Consider the following 16,178-nt stretch of genomic DNA (forward strand, 5'->3'; position numbering starts at 1 on the left):
TTTGGTTTTATTTTACACCACGACTCAATGGCTTGTAATAAAAGCTTTTCTACGTGGTTAATAGATATGCGCTTGGAGGCCTACCAGGTGCCGGTGGCCAGCGTGAACGGCGACCATTCAACCAGATCGTAACGAATGGGCAGGGCGTCAGCACGCCACACGATCCGGCGCGGGCGGAAACGCCAGTAGCGCTCAGCACCTTCAAGGGATTGAGCGCCGGCGTGCTCGAGGCAGAGTTCCGCATCGCCGGTCATCTGCAAGAGACTGCCGGTCGAGAAATCCGGGAAGACAAGCCCGGCACGTGGATTGAGCGCGATGTTGCCGAGCGTATTGAAGAAGCGGTTCCCGGCGAAGTCCGGGATCGTCAGCCAGCCGTCCTCGCCGATCTGTACGAAGCCCGCGCGTCCGCCGCGATGGGAGACGTCCACCTGGCGGCCCCCGCGAAGGTCGGCATAGGTCGCGACGAAAAACGTGTCCGCCTGCGGTATCAGTGCGCGGGCGGCAGCGTCGAGCACGGAACTCTCCCGAGGCGGCACGGAAGACGGGGCCGCCGGATCACGAACGAACCGGAATTGCCGAAGCTGGATATATTTGGGGCAGTTTCCGAAGCTCTGTTCGACGGAAAGGTCGAAGCCATGCGCATGCCGGTGCACTTTGCCATTCAGCCGGTTGCGGCGCCGCGTGCCGAGATCGATGCCAAGCAGGCCGAGCGAGGCGCCGTCATCCATGCCAACTTCAGCAGGATCGGTGATATCCCTGTTCAACGCGACGGAGAGCGTCCCGGAATCCGGCGCATGCAGGAAGCCCGCCGGCCCGAAGCGAAGCGTGGCCCAGGCATTGCCGTCCTCGTCCACTGATCCCAGAACCACCATCTGCAGCAGGGGATAGAATTCCCTGTGCTGGTCGATCAGGTGGTCGCGCAGGACGCGGCGGCCGATCTCGTCCATTCGCGCTTCAATGCCGTACCGTTTCTGAAGAGCGATTTCGCCTTGATGCCAGGGCGATGCTGGCAAAGCCGAATTCTCCATCGCACACCTCCTCAGGCCGCCAATCCAACCGGCGTCCTCTGGAAATCGACAAAGCCAGGCAGTGCCTCTATCCGTTTCAGCCATACACGGACATTCGCATAGTCCTGGAGATCCACGTCGCCCTCCGGGGCACGCGCCACATAGCTGTAAAGCGCGATATCGGCGATCGTCGGCCCCGGAGCGGCGATCCAGTTGCGGCCGTCCAGGGCAGCCTCGATGAGCGCCAGAATAGCATGGGCGCGCGGGATCACCTCTTCCGGCCGATAGGGCGCGTTGAACACAGTGATAAGCCGCGCTTGCGCCGGTCCGTAAGCGATTTGCCCGGCGGCAACCGACAGCCAGCGCTGAATGGCGGCCGCGCCCTCAGGGTCTTCGGGCAGCCAATCGCTGTGTCCTGCCTTCTTCGCCAGATAGACGAGAATGGCGTTGGAATCGCAGATGATCACGCCATCGTCATCGAGCACCGGAACCTGCCCGAACGGGTTCATTTCGAGGAACGGTGCTTCCTTGTGTTCTCGCTTGGCAAGATCGACGAGAGCGAGTTCGTGCTCGATGCCGAGCAACGAGAGAAAGAGCCGCGCACGATGCGAATGGCCGGATAACGGATGATAGTAGAGCTTCATGTCTGCCTCCTGCGGAAGAATTGCAGGCTATGATGATTATTAAAGGCGGTGATGGTAAGAGTGAATTGTGGCAGTGGACTATTTCAGTTATCGAAATGATCAGCTTTAAGGAGGAGCTGTGATGGATCGCTGGCAGGCGATGCGCGTATTCGTGCAGGTGGTGGAAAGCGGTGGCTTTGCTCCTGCCGCCCGAGTGCTGCACATGAGTCCACCTTCGGTAACGCGAGCCATTTCCCAATTGGAAGGCCTGATCGGCACTCGCCTTCTCGTACGCACGACCCGTTCGCTGAAGCTGACCGCGGCGGGCGAGGGGTATGCCGCTGATTGCCGGCGTATCCTCGGAGAAATATCCGAGGCGGAAGCCAACGCGGCCGGCAGCTTCACCCAGCCGGCCGGTTTGCTCACGGTCACCGCGCCAGCACTTTTTGGGCGCATCCACGTGCTTCCGGTGATTCTGGATTTCCTCGATCGTTATCCTGCGATGCAGGTGAAAACCGTATTCGTGGACCGCGTGACCAATCTCGTAGAGGAGGGGTTGGACGTGGCCGTGCGCATTGCGGCGCTACCTGCCTCCGGACTTGTCGCCCGGCGCATCGGGTCCATCAGGCAGGTGCTTTGCGGCTCGCCGGACTACTTCGCTCGCCACGGCGAGCCGGAAATGCCGGAGGACCTTGCCGGGCATAGGATCATTGGGCGCGACGGCTTATTCGGCCATTCCGAGTGGCTGTTTGGGAAGGACAACAGTATCCGCGTGCCCGTCAGTGCCAGGCTGATCTGCAACACGAATGACGCAGCCATCGCAGCCGCGGTGGCGGGCTGGGGGCTTTCCCGTTTCCAGTCATACCAGGTTGCCCCCGAAATCGAGGCCGGCCGGCTGAAGATCGTGCTTGCGGACTACGAGCGCGAACCGGTTCCGATCCACATCGTGCATGCAGAGGGGCGCAAGGTCTCGGCTCGGGTGCGCGCCTTCGTGGATTTCGCCGTAGAGCGCTTTCGACAGCGCGTGGAGGTGAATGGCGTCAACTCGTCGTAATGCGGCGGCAGTTCGCGTGCCGTCAGCGGCCGTTCCCTGTGAACCCGGCTTCTATGCCAGCGAAGCCAGTGCAACTATACAGGCGTGAGTCGGTGCTGGAATTGATGTCTGCAGTGAATTACCAAGGACCTTCTACGCATGGCGTCCGAAAACGATTTTAAAGCGCTAGCCCTTATCGTGGCCTGTGCGCTTTTCATGGAGAATCTTGACGGTTCGATCATCGTCACGGCCCTTCCGCAGATTGCCAGGGCTTTTGAGACAAGTCCGATCGATCTCAGTGTCGCGGTCAGTTCCTACCTTCTCAGCGTGGCGGTTTTTATCCCGGCCAGCGGGTGGATTGCCGATCGCTTTGGTGCCCGCACTATCTTTCTCGCCGCCATCGCCGTCTTCACGCTGGCGTCCGTCCTATGCGGTCTGAGTCGTGGCCTCGCCGCTTTCGCTATTGTCCGCGCCCTGCAGGGGATCGGCGGAGCAATGATGGTCCCGGTTGGCCGCCTCGTACTCATGCGCAATGTTTCGAAAGCGGACATGGTCAGCGCCATGGCTTACCTCACTGTACCGGCAGTGCTTGGGCCCGTACTCGGCCCGCCTCTGGGCGGGTTCATCGTGACCTACGCATCCTGGAGATGGATTTTTTTCTTGAATGTCCCGATCGGCGTGATCGGCGCTTTCTTGGTCCTTCGGCTTGTTCCCAATCACAAAGAGGACGTGACGCCGCCCTTTGACTGGCTAGGCTTCGCCTTGAGCGGCCTTGCTCTCGCGGGGCTTGTCTACAGCGTGGAACTGGCCAGTCACGGCGGCCTCTCTCCCGGCTTATCGGTACCGCTCCTGGTCGGCGCCGGCGCGCTTTTGCTCTATTTTCGACATGCCCGCGCCAGGGAGAACCCGATCCTCGATCTGAAGCTTCTCCATATCCCAACCTTCCGGCTATCGTTCTTTGCCGGAAACCTTTTCCGTATCAGTGCAGGCGCAATTCCCTTCCTGCTTCCCATGATGCTCCAGGCCGGCTTCGGTCTGACTGCCTTCAACTCCGGCGTCCTGACCTTCATCAGTGCTGTAGGTTCGCTTCTGATGCGGGTTCTTGCGGGTTACCTCCTGAAGGCGTTGGGGTTTCGGAGAGCCCTTGTTTTGAATGGCTTTCTATGTGCGCTGCTCATGCTGGCGCATGGCTTCCTGACGCCCAGCACGCCCGTATTGCTGATGCCCGCCCTGTTCTTCGCCGCCGGATTCTGTCGCGGCTTGCAGTACAACGGGATCGCAGCGCTGAATTTCGCGGACGTTTCCAAGGCGCAGATGAGCCGGGCCACCTCTCTCGCGAGCACTGCCCAACAGCTTTCACAAAGTCTCGGCGTCGCTACCGGCGCGCTGTTTCTGAGCGTGACGATTTTTGGGTTCGGTCAGGATCGTCTTGGTCCAGATAGCTTTGCACCCGCTTTTTCCGGAATAGCGATCATCGCAGCTCTTTCGGCTATCCTGTTTCTTCGGCTGCCAAGATCCGCTGGATCAGATGTGAGCGGGCACGGCGTCAAATAGCAACCGATAAGAGTTTTCGGATCAGTGTGCGTCCGACCGCCCAAATCGTGCAGTCACGCGCGGGCCAGTGACTGCGCCGCGCTAGTGACTTTTGAGGGGCCGGCCGCTTCAGCGGGAGACAGCTGCCGCGTTCGATAGCGCGAAATCACGAATGACGGCGTCGACGAGGTCGGGGGTCAGTTCGTCGTAGTGCAGGATGATCCGGTTCGGTCCGAGCGTTTCGACCGGTACGTCGGAATAGCCGAAGGGAACGGCGATCGATGGCACGCTGGCATTCCTGGCGACTGCAATGTCGTTGACGCTGTCGCCGATCATGACGCTGCGCGCCGGGGCTCCGCCTGCGCGTTCGATCGTGCCGGTCAGATGCCGCGCATCGGGCTTGCGGACCGGAAAGGTGTCGCCGCCGGTGATGGCGTCGAAATAATGAGTCAGATGGAGCTTGCGGAGAAGCGTCAGCGCCAGCGATTCCAGCTTGTTGGTGCAGACCGCGAGCTTGTAGCCGTTCGCTTTCAGCGCATCCATCGCGGCGACCAGGCCGGGATAGGGCTGGGTGTGCCCGGGCATCGTATCGGTATAGTGAGCAATGAAGCGCTCCAGCAGCGGCGGAAGTTCGTTCTCCGAAAGCGGGTGGCCACGAAGCTTGCATGCACGCTCGATCATCACCCTGGCGCCGTGGCCGACGAGATGGGTGAGGTCGGCATAAGTCACCGGTGCGAGATCAAGTGCGGCGATCGTGTGATTAAGGCTTTCGACGAGATCCGCATGCGTATCGAGCAGCGTGCCGTCGAGATCGAATACGACAAGGGGAGGGGTCAAGGAAATCGCCTCTTTGTGGAAAACGGTCGCCCCGGAGTAGGTGATACGCATGGAAAAAGCAACGCCAAGACTATGATCCACAACGCCGCAGCCAGGTGCTTTCGCATTTCAGTTTGCTGGTATTATTTTATCTTTCGTTCGCCTTAGGAGGCGTGTAAACAGCACAACCAACGAAACAAGCGGAGTAAGCGGCGCATGGATGCCCGCGAAATGAAGATCAAGGCCGCCGAGGCGGCTCTTGCCCATGTCGAGAATGGAATGCGCCTCGGAATCGGCACGGGGAGTACGGCCGAGGAATTCGTCCGCCTGCTTGCCGAAAAGGTCGCCGGCGGGCTGAGGGTCGAGGGCGTTCCGACCTCGGAACGCACGGCGCGGCTTTGCGTCGAACTCGGCGTGCCACTGAAATCGCTCGACGAACTTCCGGAACTGGACCTGACAATCGACGGCGCCGACGAAGTGGACCCGGCGCTGCGCCTCGTCAAAGGCGGCGGCGGCGCGTTGCTGCGCGAGAAGATCGTGGCGGCGGCTTCGAACCGCATGATCGTGATTGCCGACGAGACGAAGCTGGTCGAGACGCTTGGCCGTTTTCCGCTGCCGATCGAGGTCAATCCGTTTGGTCTCGTTTCCACCCGGATGGCGATCGAAAAGACGGCTGCGAGGCTCGGCCTGACCGGCAGCCTTGTGCTTCGCCAATCCGGTGACGGAGAATTCACGACAGACGGCGGCCACTACATCATCGATGCATCTTTTGGCCGCATTCCTGATGCAGACGCGCTTTCGAGCGAGCTGAATTCCATCCCCGGTGTCGTTGAACACGGACTTTTCCTCAATATGGCGGCACTTGCGATCATCGCAGGTCCAGCGGGTGCGCGCACGCTGCGGGCGAACAGATAACAGGAGCATTGAGAAGCATGAAGAAATTTGCAGGTCTTGGCCGGTTTGCCGCTGCGACGGTTATTCTTTCCGGTATCGCTTTCGGCTCGGCTGCGCAGGCGCAGGAAATTTCGGATGAGCAGTTGAAGGCGGCGCGCGCGGCCGTTGCGGCCATCGGCGCGACGGCTCAGTTCGACAACATCCTGCCGGGCCTTGCCGAACGCCTGAAGGCTGGTCTCATTCAAGATTCGCCGAACTACGAGGACGTGATTAGCTCGACGGTCGACGCCCAGGCGCTTGCGCTGGCGCCGCGCCGCGCCGATCTCGAAAAGGAAGCGGCAACGAACTACGCAAAGGCGTTCACTCTCGACGAGCTGAAGGCAATTGCCGATTTCTATAACTCGCCCGTCGGCAAGAAACTGCTGAGGGACGGCCCGATCGCATCGCGCGAAACCAACAGGGCGGCCGATATCTGGGCACAGGGCATCGCTCGCGATCTCCAGCAGAAGGCTAGTGCCGAGCTTAGCAAGGTGATCAAGGTGCAGCCGGTCCCCGAGACCGCGCCAGCGGCAAATGCACCGGCTGCGGCTCCGGCCGCCAAGCCCTGACCCGACGAGCACAAGCGTGAAAGCCCGGCATCGGCCGGGCTTTTGTTTTTGCCCGCGCAGAACCTATATCCATTGAACCACCCCACGCCGATTCCATCCGGAGCATACTTCCATGTCTTCATTTGATTACGACCTCTTCGTCATTGGCGGCGGTTCGGGAGGCGTCAGAGGCGCACGCGTTGCCGCTTCGCTTGGCAAGAAGGTGGCGATCGCGGAGGAGTACCGCTACGGCGGCACGTGCGTCATCCGCGGTTGCGTTCCGAAGAAGCTGTTCGTCTATGCCTCGCAGTATCACGAGCATTTCGAGGATGCGGCCGGTTTCGGCTGGACGGTCGGCGCAAACTCTTTCGACTGGAAGAAGCTGGTCGCCGCCAAGGATGCTGAAATCGAGCGACTGGAGGGGCTCTACAAGAAGGGGCTGTCGAACGCGAATGCGGAAATCCTCGAAACCCGTGCGGAACTCGTCGACGCGCATACGATCCGGCTGATAAAGACGGGGCAGACTGTCACCGCCAAGACCATCCTCATTGCGACCGGCGGCCGGCCAAACCCGCATGCGGCATTGCCCGGGCATGAGCTTTGCATTTCCTCCAACGAGGCTTTTCATCTTGAAGAGTTGCCGAAATCGATCGTGATCGCTGGCGGCGGCTACATCGCCGTGGAGTTCGCCAACATCTTTCATGGACTGGGTGTCGAGACGACACTGATCTATCGCGGGGCGGAGATTCTTTCGCGCTTTGATCAGGATCTGCGCCGCGGCCTGCACGAGGCGATGGTTGCCAAGGGCATCCGTATCCTCTGCCATGATGTCCTAGAGAAGGTCTCGGAAGCCGAGGGCGGGCTTGCCGTCGAGACGCTGAAGAACGGTACGCTGCATGTAGGCGCCGTGCTGCTGGCGCTCGGACGCGATCCGAACACCGAGGGCCTCGGGCTCGAAGCGGCAGGCGTGAAGATGAATGAGCGCGGCGCGATCGTGGTCGACGAATATTCGCGAACGAGCGTCGACAACATCTATGCGCTCGGTGACGTCACCGACCGGGTACAGCTCACCCCGGTCGCCATCCATGAAGCGATGTGCTTCATCGAGACCGAATACAAGAACAATCCGACGAAGCCGGATCACGACCTGATCGCGACGGCTGTGTTCTCCCAGCCCGAGATCGGCACGGTCGGCCTTTCGGAAGAGGAGGCTGCCAAGCGCTACAAGGAGCTCGAGGTCTATCGTGCCCAGTTCCGGCCGCTCAAGGCAACGCTGTCGGGACGGGCAGAAAGGATGCTTATGAAGCTGATCGTCGATGCCGAGAGCAGGAAGGTCGTCGGCGCGCATATCCTCGGCCATGATGCCGGCGAGATGGCGCAGATCCTCGGGATCACCCTGAAAGCCGGATGCACCAAGGACGACTTCGACCGCACCATGGCACTTCACCCGACCGCGGCGGAGGAACTCGTCACCATGTATGCGCCGAGCTATCGTATCCGCAACGGCGAGCGGGTCTGACGCACGCCTTGCGAGGCTTGCAGGTCACCAACAAACCAAAAGCCGCTGCGCGTTCTCCGGAACCCGCAGCGGCTTGACTATCCTGAATTTGCAACGCTCTTAGTTCGTCAGCCGCAGAGCATTGCCGCCGCTGGTCGCCTTGACGAAGAGATGCGTCATGGCATTTTCCATATCGTCCTCCGGACCGACTTCGAAGAACAGATCGTCGGAGGCACATTCCTGCAGCTTCGTTTTGATCTTGCTGGCGAAGATGTTCTTCATGTGGTTTTCCCAGATATCGTCGCCCGTTAGCGGGATATAGGTGGTGTAGAGCACTGCCATCTTGATGCCTCGGTTCTTCAGAGCCGTGCAGTATTTGGTGTCGATCGGCTCCAGGCAGCGGCCTTCGCCATCATACCAGTTTCCGCCGCAGGTGCCGCCGGGCTTGAGACTGTCGCCGACGCCATCCGTCACGAAATAAACGATCTTCTGCGGGTCGGCGGCGCTCGATCCGGTGCCGCCATCGCCGCTGATTTCCTTGCCGATCGCTGTGAGCGCGGTGTCGAAACTCGTAAGGGCATTGTCGTTGAAATGGTCGTGGTCTGTGGTCATCAGGCCGACATTGCCGACGGCCTTGGAGGCGCTTGCCATGTCAACGGTCAGTGACGTCACTTTCTCGATGCGGTAGCCCGGCTCGAGCGCATAGCTGCCGAAGCTGTAGGCGGCGATGTGATACTGATCGGCACTCGCCGACGCCGTGTTTACCTTGTCGATCAGGGCTTCCGCCGCTTTCGAGACGACGTCGATACGCAGCGTTACGTCGTTGTTGCGTGCCGCGATATAGGTACTGTCCGGATTTTCGTTGAACTTTCCGTTGCTCCCGTAGTAGCCGATATGGCAGGCAAGTGCGCAGGCACGACCGCCATTGGCGCCCGTGATCGCGCTCAGTCGGTCCATTTCCGTCTGCGTCGCAGCGATACCCATCGAGGGCGTGTTGTCGAGCAGCATGTAGAAATTCGTGTAGCTCTTGCTCTGTGCGCCGTAGACGGCGGTGGCCGCGCCGGACACCTTAATGGAGTCCTGCCCGAGCACCCGCATGAAGGTCGTCGGGATCTGCGCCGTGAATGTTGTGGTCGATGTGACCTGACCGTTCAGCCGGGCAACCTTGAGGTCGACGTCGATCGGCATGTCCGAGAGTTCGGCGCTGGTGGTGGAAGAGGAGCGCTGGGCAAGGAAGAAGGCTTTTCCATCGTTCTCGGCGATCGTCACTTCGCCATCCTCAGTCATCGCCTGATAGGCCTTGTACCCGGCCGAGCCTTCTGAAATTGCTCCCAGCGCCGCAGAGTCGGCCACATCCATCAAATCGGATCGAACGCTCAACGCATGGCCGTAATCGACCGCCATTCCAGCGGCGCCGACTATCGGCACAAGAAGTACGGCGGTCAAAATGCCGAAATTGCCGGACTTATCTTTTAAGAAACTTCCCAAAACACGCATAAATTGCTCCGAAATATAATTACAACCTGAAATTCCGTGACTATCTCAAATGGAGATAAAATCCTCCTTAATGCCCTTGGGAGATTTCTCTGCATCGGTGCGAATCTGACGATTGTCATACATTGGGGAATTGAGAGGCCTGTCGGGCGGGTTAAGCGGCTATGCAAGGCGGCCGTTAAGGTTTATAAGCCGCTCACTTTTCAGCGCGTAGCCCGGCAGACGACCGCCGTGGCAAGGACAGGTGATTGACATGGCACAGAATTGGACCCCGAGCAGCTGGCGTGACAAGCCGATCCAGCAGGTTCCGGATTATCCGGACCAGGCCGCTTTGGCGGCAACGGAAGCCCAGCTTGCCAGCTATCCACCGCTCGTCTTTGCCGGTGAGGCGCGGCGTCTGAAGAAGGCGCTTGGCAATGTTGCCGAAGGCAACGCCTTCCTGCTGCAGGGCGGCGATTGCGCCGAGAGCTTTGCCGAACACGGCGCCGACACGATCCGCGACTTCTTCCGGTCGTTCCTGCAGATGGCTGTCGTACTGACGTTCGGAGCACAGCTGCCCGTCGTCAAGGTCGGCCGTATCGCCGGACAGTTCGCCAAGCCGCGCAGCAATTCGCACGAGACGCAGGACGGCCAGACGCTTCTGACTTATCGCGGCGACATCGTCAACGGCACGGAGTTCACCGAAACCGCCCGCACGCCCGATCCGGAACGCCAGGCCATGGCTTACCGCCAGTCGGCGGCGACGCTGAACCTGCTGCGTGCTTTCGCGATGGGTGGCTATGCCAACCTCGAAAACGTGCATCAATGGATGCTTGGCTTCGTCAAGGACAGCCCGCAGGGCGAGCGCTACCGCAAGCTTGCCGACCGCATCAGCGAAACCATGGATTTCATGAAGGCGATCGGCATTACCGCGGAGAACCAGCCGAGCCTACGCGAAACGGACTTCTTCACCAGCCATGAGGCGCTGCTTCTCGGCTACGAGGAAGCGCTGACCCGCGTCGACTCGACCTCCGGCGACTGGTACGCGACATCAGGCCACATGGTCTGGATCGGCGACCGCACGCGCCAGGCAGACCATGCGCATGTCGAATACTGCCGCGGCATCAAGAACCCGATCGGCTTGAAGTGCGGCCCGTCGCTGCAGGCGGACGATCTGTTGAACCTGATCGACATCCTGAACCCGGCGAACGAAGCTGGCCGTCTGACGCTGATCTGCCGTTTCGGCTACGACAAGGTGGCGGACCACCTGCCGCGCCTCATCCGCGCGGTGGAGAAGGAAGGCCGCAAGGTCGTCTGGTCCTGCGATCCGATGCACGGCAACACGATCACGCTCAACAACTACAAGACGCGTCCGTTCGAGCGCATCCTGTCGGAAGTCGAAAGCTTCTTCCAGATCCACCGCGCCGAAGGTTCGCATCCGGGCGGCATCCATGTCGAAATGACCGGCAACGACGTGACGGAATGCACCGGCGGCGCGCGCGCGGTGACGGCCGGCGACCTGCAGGATCGCTACCACACCCATTGCGACCCGCGCCTCAACGCCGACCAGGCGCTCGAGCTTGCCTTCCTGCTTGCCGAGCGGATGAAGAGCGGCCGCGACGAGAAGCGCATGGTCGCCAACGGCTGATCGCTTGAAAATCGGAACAAGAGAAGCCCGGCCGAGTGCCGGGCTTTTTGTTCGCCCGCCGCGACCGCATCAAAATCCCTGACACTCTGCTTCAAGCAATTGGATTTGACGCAGCCGCAGGCAGCCGCCAGTCTTGCCGTCTATCGAGAAACGGGGGCTTGCATGGTGAGGGACTATACGGGCGGCTGCGGCTGCCGGGCGGTGAGGTTTCGAAGCAGAAACGAACCCGGCCGGTGGTCGGCTGTCATTGCTCGCAGTGCCGGCGGCAGACGGGACTCTACTATGCGTCGTGCGACGTGCCGCTCGACGGTCTGACGATCGAAGGCGAAAGCGCGATCCGCTGGTACCGGTCGAGCGAGACCGCCGACCGCGGCTTCTGCGTCAATTGCGGCTCGGCGCTGTTCTGGCAGAGAAAGGGATCGCCGATGGTATCCGTCATGGCGGGCGCCTTCGACCAGCCGAGCGGCCTTGCCTTCGGCTATCACATCTATTGTGCCGACAAGGCTGACTTTTACCAGATCAGCGGTGACGCGCCGCAATACGCCAAGGGTATCTGAGCGGCGGTCGCAGCGGTGCCGGTGATTCCATCGCATTCCCGTCACACTTGTCACTCCCGTCTTGTCGATGTCCGGGGTTAAGCTTGCCGGCGAATGTTCCTTGTTACCACGGTAGGCGATTGGGATGCCCTTGTTGAGGAAGAGCTTCCGCCTACATGCCGCCGGGTAACCTGCCGTCCATCCTTGCCTCAGACGGGGCAGGCCATGACAGTCACAGGAGAGACCGATGCAAGAGGCCCTTGTCGTTCGCCGCGAGACGCATATTCCGGCGCCGCCGGCCGCGGTGTTTGCCCTTTTGACCGATCCAGAGAAGATCTTGCGCTGGATGGGAACGGAAGCCCAGATCGAGCCGCAGCCTGGAGGGCTCTATCTCGTCAACGTCACCGGCGCTCGCTTTGCCCGCGGTTCATTTCGCGAGGTGGTGCCGGTGCACCGGCTGGCCTATAGCTTCGGCTGGGACGGCAGCGAGATCGTGCCGCCGGGATCGAGTCTGGTCGAGATCGACTTGGTCGAGCAGCCGGACGGAACGCTGCTGCGCTTGACCCATACCGGCCTGCCCAATGCCGCGCAATGCGCTGGCCATGCGGAAGGCTGGGCGCATTACCTCAAGCGGCTGACCGAGGTCGCAGCCGGGCGCGATCCCGGTCCGGATCCCATGCATGGCAGATATGACTAATCTCCGCTCCTGAACTCGCGGTACCGGAGCCGATGCCCTTCGAGGGGCGGCCTTACGCTGACGGATGACAGCTAACGTCCGCGGTGGCATGATCTCCGGCATGGATCTGCCCGCGCCCCTTGCCTGGCTGGTCGACGAGGCCGGCGCCTCGCCTGGCCCTGATCGGTTCCTTGCCCAACTTGGCGGCCGCCTGCTGGCCGACGGCCTACCGCTTGCCGGTGGAGCCCTGACGCTCGCGGTACCGCATCCGATCATCGCCCGACGCACCTGGCTGTGGCGGGCGGAGAACGGGGCGGTGATCGAGGCGCTGGGGTTTAACGACGGTCCGTCCAGCCAAGCTGGACGTGACTGGCTTGCCGGGCTTGGGCACGTGCGGGAGGAGATAGTCGGGCCGGCGCCGAACAGTCCCATGCTGGGCTGGGCCGGAGCCCAGCCATTCGACGCCGCCGAGGTCCGCCGGTTGCGCCAGGTTGCGCGTTTTGCAGCAGCCCCCTTGGCCGCCTTGGCCGCGCGGTCGGAACTGGCAACGCTGCTCGAGGCCTATCTCGGCCGGCGCAGCGCCGCCCGCGTGCAGGCCGGCGCGCTGGGCCGCGGCACCGGAGAGACCATCCATGCCGTGCTGCTCTGTGCCGATCTGCGCGACTTCACCGCCTTGTCCGAGGCGACGGAGCCGGCGGCAATGATTGCTGCCCTCGACGCCTGGTTCGAGCGCGTCACCGGGGCGGTGCACGCGTTCGGGGGCGAGGTGCTGAAGTTCATCGGAGACGGCGTGCTGGCGATCTTCCCTGTCACCGGCGTTCCAGGCGACGCGTGCGAAGCGGCGCTCCGCGCGGTTGCCGCCGCCCGCGCCGGCATGGCCCATCTCGATGCGGCACGGCAGGCGCAGGGACTGCCGCCGCTGCCCTTTGGCGCGGCCCTGCATTTCGGGGAGATGCTGTGGGGCAATATCGGCGCGGCCGACCGGCTGGATTTCACTGCCATCGGCCCGGCGGTCAACCTGGTGAGCCGGCTCGAAGGGCTGTGCAGGCCACTTGGCCGCAGCGTACTCATCTCCGGCGCGGTCGCTGCGGAGACGACAACGGCGTTGATTCCCTTGGGCGAGCACTTGTTGCGCGGCATTGCCGAACCCTGCGCGGTCTTCACGCTGCCGGAGGATTGAACTTCGTCAGCCAGGGTCGAGCGGTTCAAGCCCCTTTCGCCGCCAGCGCAGCGTTCAGGTGCTGGACGTCTTCCCGCAACGCGGCGATCTCGGTCAGAACGCGCATGTCGATCTTCTGGTGCAGCGACAGAACCTCCAATTCGGATTTGAGGTTCACCTCGTAATCCTTGGCCGCCTCGAAGCGGTCGCGCTCGGCTTGCCGGTTCTGCGACATCATGATGATCGGCGCCTGGATGGCGGCGAGCATGGAAAGAATCAGGTTCAGGAAGACGAAGGGGTAGGGATCAAAGGCGCCCGTCACGAGAATGATCGTGTTGATCACGGTCCAGATCGCCAGGAAGGCAAGGAAGCAGATGATAAAGGACCATGAGCCGCCGACCCTTGCGATGCCGTCGGCGACGCGTTCCCCGAAAGATGCCTCAGCCGCAATAACCGCGTTGACATCCGTAGAGATGATCTTGCGCTCGTGCGCCCTCTTGAGAATTCGCTTTTCGATATCGCCGAGGTCCTCGATTGGCTTGTCGAAATGCAGGTGAACGAAATCCGAGAAATTATGCATGCCTGGCTCCGATACGTGATCGTTTTGGAGCCAGTATTATACCTCGCGGCCAAATTGCAATGCGGCCGGTTTCAGACCGTCACGAGCCCCTGCTTGCTAGCAGGTCGTACTGCGGGAAGAAACGCTCCAGCGTCCGCGCCTTGCCGAACATGATGTCGTGCTGCAGGTAGCGGTAGTCGCGCACCAGCGGATCGAGCTTCTTCTGATCGAGCACCCAGTCCGGCGTCACCTTGTTGTCACGTGTCGCGAGCTGGTAGCGGTCTATGATGTTGTATTTCTTCTGCACGCGCCCGAGGAGGCCTGTGTAGAAGGGGTGCTCGAAACCGGCGAACTTGAGGAGATTATAGGGGATCAGCGAGGGGCTGATCGTGCCGACATTCTCCTTGACGCCTTTCCTGTTGGACCAGATGACCAGCGGCGTTTCATGTTCGCGCTTCATGACGTCGAGCGAAGCCCTGCGTGTGGCCACCATATCCGGCATGTAGCCGGCGCTCATGTAGGTGTTGCCGAGCGGTGGCAGATGGTCTCCCCAGAGGACGATGATCGTTTCGCGATTTCGCTTCGACGCCCAGTCCATCAGCTTCTTCAGACTGTCGTCAGCTTCCTTCACGCCCTGCGTATAGGTCGCAAGCGTCGCGCGGTCGGCGTCGGGGATGTTTCCGTGGATGTCGATCGTGTTGCGCGCATAGCGGCCCGGCTCATAGGGCCCATGCCCCTGCAGGGTGACTGCGAAGAAGAAGAATGGCTGATCGAGGCCGTCGCCCTCGCGCATGATCTCCTTCATCAGGGAGTCGTCGGAGGCAAAGAGGCCGCGCTTTTCCATCGGCGGCATCGTCTCTTCGGTGCGGAATTCCTCGAAACCGAAATCCTTGTAAACCTGATTGCGGTTCCAGAACCAGCCACTGTAGGGATGCAGTGCCCGCGCCGTGTAGCCTTGCCCGCGGAAGAACGTCGCAAGTGACGGGACGTCGTGGCGGAGATACTGCTGATAGGGGATGCTGCCATAGGGCAGGAACGCGTTCGAAAAGCCGGTCAGTGCTTCAAACTCGACATTGGCGGTCATGCCGCCGAACTCCGGCGAAAACACGTGCCCGGACTGCATGGCACGGATATTCGGCATCGGATCGGCGCTGAAGGAAACGTTCGTGAGCCGCGTGGGGTCCCAGAACGACTCGCTCATCAGCATGATGACGTCCGGCTTTTCCCGCGGGCCGGCCAGGTAGCCGAAATTGCGCGCGGGGATCGCGTCGAGCGCCTCGGCGTTGAGACCGGCCGGGACGGCGACATCCGCCATTGGGACATTGAAGAGGAAGGCCAGGATGAAGCCGTTGTTGCGGTAGTTCTCCTTCTGGTCCCACATGATCGGCACGACCTGCAGGCGGTCGCGGATATAGGAATACTGCGAATAGTCCATCAGCGAGCAGAAGGCGGCGATGACAGGCACCCCGAGGCAGAGGCGCCGCAAGCGTGCCTGCGCGGAGAGCTTCGGGAAGTTACGCCAGGCATAACGCCATGTCAGGAAGAGACCCGCAACGGAAAGCGCAAGGCCGATGACGAGCGCTACGGCCATCCACGGTCTGTCGCGCACCATCACCGGCAGCAACTCCATGATCTGCCGGGTGAAGAGCACGTCCGACGGATAGAACGGATCGGAGAGAAAGTGCTGCTTCTGGTTGGAGACGAAAGCAGGGATCACGATAAGCGGTACCAGGATGAATACGGACTGGTAGCGCCGTCCGAATGCGGCATCGAGGGTCAGCATCACGATCGCCAGCATGGCGACCGTCGTCATGCCGGGCCGGGCTGTCGATGTCAGGAATTCGCCGACATCGGTGAGCGTGCCGCGGGCGATCCATTCGACGCTAATCGTGCTGAGGAGGGCAACGGATAGGGAAAATGCTATGCCGATCGCCGCGCGTGCTGTGGGAGATTGCACGCTCGACCCGAAACCAGCAACTCTTCGTGCCTGCGCGGACTTCAATACCAACGCGATCAACGTCAGACTCCAATGTCATAAAAGCTTCATCTCAATGTCACATGTCCGTCATGAACGGTAGATGAACCCTGACGTTCCGCAATGGTTTCGCTTTTTTGCCCGACTTAGTCCGCGGCTTT

Annotated in this window: 14 protein-coding genes and 1 pseudogene; 9 read left to right on the forward strand and 6 right to left on the reverse strand. The window is 61.3% G+C overall.

The window, feature by feature from the left end:
* Nucleotides 1-80 precede the first annotated feature (80 nt).
* Both ACPYOI_RS01425 and ACPYOI_RS01430 read right to left on the reverse strand, forming a co-directional pair.
* Nucleotides 81-1,028: a flavin-nucleotide-binding protein gene (locus ACPYOI_RS01425; RefSeq protein WP_481422492.1), complete on the reverse strand. Its 948-nt coding sequence runs from the start codon at nt 1,026-1,028 to the stop codon at nt 81-83.
* 11 nt (nt 1,029-1,039) lie between these two features.
* Entirely contained in the window at nt 1,040-1,651 is a 612-nt protein-coding gene (locus ACPYOI_RS01430) for a glutathione S-transferase family protein (protein WP_481414920.1), read from the reverse strand.
* A 121-nt stretch (nt 1,652-1,772) separates the two neighbouring features.
* On the opposite strand from ACPYOI_RS01430, the gene ACPYOI_RS01435 reads away from it, so the two are divergent.
* Both ACPYOI_RS01435 and ACPYOI_RS01440 read left to right on the forward strand, forming a co-directional pair.
* On the forward strand, nt 1,773-2,684 hold the full coding sequence (locus tag ACPYOI_RS01435) for a LysR family transcriptional regulator (RefSeq protein ID WP_481414921.1): 912 nt from the start codon (nt 1,773-1,775) through the stop codon (nt 2,682-2,684).
* Between the two features lie 138 nt (nt 2,685-2,822).
* Nucleotides 2,823-4,217: an MFS transporter gene (locus ACPYOI_RS01440; RefSeq protein WP_481422493.1), complete on the forward strand. Its 1,395-nt coding sequence runs from the start codon at nt 2,823-2,825 to the stop codon at nt 4,215-4,217.
* Between the two features lie 108 nt (nt 4,218-4,325).
* Here the strand turns inward: ACPYOI_RS01440 and ACPYOI_RS01445 are convergent, their stop codons facing one another.
* Entirely contained in the window at nt 4,326-5,084 is a 759-nt protein-coding gene (locus ACPYOI_RS01445; RefSeq protein ID WP_168831083.1) for an HAD family hydrolase, read from the reverse strand.
* A gap of 144 nt (nt 5,085-5,228) precedes the next feature.
* Here ACPYOI_RS01445 and rpiA point away from each other — a divergent pair, with 144 nt between their 5' ends.
* The 3 genes from rpiA (at nt 5,229) to gor (ending at nt 8,012) form a co-directional block, all read left to right on the forward strand.
* On the forward strand, nt 5,229-5,927 hold the full coding sequence (rpiA, locus tag ACPYOI_RS01450; RefSeq protein WP_481414923.1) for a ribose-5-phosphate isomerase RpiA: 699 nt from the start codon (nt 5,229-5,231) through the stop codon (nt 5,925-5,927).
* A 17-nt stretch (nt 5,928-5,944) separates the two neighbouring features.
* Entirely contained in the window at nt 5,945-6,514 is a 570-nt protein-coding gene (locus tag ACPYOI_RS01455) for a DUF2059 domain-containing protein (RefSeq protein WP_168831085.1), read from the forward strand.
* Nucleotides 6,515-6,626: 112 nt separating this feature from the next.
* On the forward strand, nt 6,627-8,012 hold the full coding sequence (gene gor, locus ACPYOI_RS01460) for a glutathione-disulfide reductase (protein ID WP_481414924.1): 1,386 nt from the start codon (nt 6,627-6,629) through the stop codon (nt 8,010-8,012).
* 99 nt (nt 8,013-8,111) lie between these two features.
* Here the strand turns inward: gor and ACPYOI_RS01465 are convergent, their stop codons facing one another.
* Nucleotides 8,112-9,488, reverse strand: a complete 1,377-nt coding sequence (locus tag ACPYOI_RS01465; RefSeq protein ID WP_481414925.1) for a TadE/TadG family type IV pilus assembly protein — start codon at nt 9,486-9,488, stop codon at nt 8,112-8,114.
* 250 nt (nt 9,489-9,738) lie between these two features.
* On the opposite strand from ACPYOI_RS01465, the gene ACPYOI_RS01470 reads away from it, so the two are divergent.
* The 4 genes and pseudogenes from ACPYOI_RS01470 to ACPYOI_RS01485 all read left to right on the forward strand — a co-directional run bounded on the left by ACPYOI_RS01470 (nt 9,739) and on the right by ACPYOI_RS01485 (nt 13,504).
* The gene (locus ACPYOI_RS01470; protein WP_481414926.1) at nt 9,739-11,112 is read left to right on the forward strand and encodes a class II 3-deoxy-7-phosphoheptulonate synthase; all 1,374 of its coding nucleotides are present in this window, start codon (nt 9,739-9,741) and stop codon (nt 11,110-11,112) included.
* A gap of 162 nt (nt 11,113-11,274) precedes the next feature.
* Nucleotides 11,275-11,669 (forward strand): annotated as a pseudogene (locus tag ACPYOI_RS01475) (GFA family protein).
* 226 nt (nt 11,670-11,895) lie between these two features.
* Nucleotides 11,896-12,345, forward strand: a complete 450-nt coding sequence (locus ACPYOI_RS01480) for an SRPBCC family protein (protein WP_481414927.1) — start codon at nt 11,896-11,898, stop codon at nt 12,343-12,345.
* A gap of 100 nt (nt 12,346-12,445) precedes the next feature.
* On the forward strand, nt 12,446-13,504 hold the full coding sequence (locus tag ACPYOI_RS01485; protein WP_481414997.1) for an adenylate/guanylate cyclase domain-containing protein: 1,059 nt from the start codon (nt 12,446-12,448) through the stop codon (nt 13,502-13,504).
* Between the two features lie 25 nt (nt 13,505-13,529).
* On the opposite strand, the gene ACPYOI_RS01490 is transcribed toward ACPYOI_RS01485, so the two are convergent.
* The gene (locus tag ACPYOI_RS01490; RefSeq protein WP_481414928.1) at nt 13,530-14,063 is read right to left on the reverse strand and encodes a DUF1003 domain-containing protein; all 534 of its coding nucleotides are present in this window, start codon (nt 14,061-14,063) and stop codon (nt 13,530-13,532) included.
* A gap of 79 nt (nt 14,064-14,142) precedes the next feature.
* Complete coding sequence (locus ACPYOI_RS01495; RefSeq protein WP_481414998.1) at nt 14,143-16,065, reverse strand: LTA synthase family protein; 1,923 nt, start codon at nt 16,063-16,065, stop codon at nt 14,143-14,145.
* Nucleotides 16,066-16,178 lie beyond the last annotated feature (113 nt).

This window comes from Rhizobium sp. SVR5-2C, from assembly GCF_056755115.1.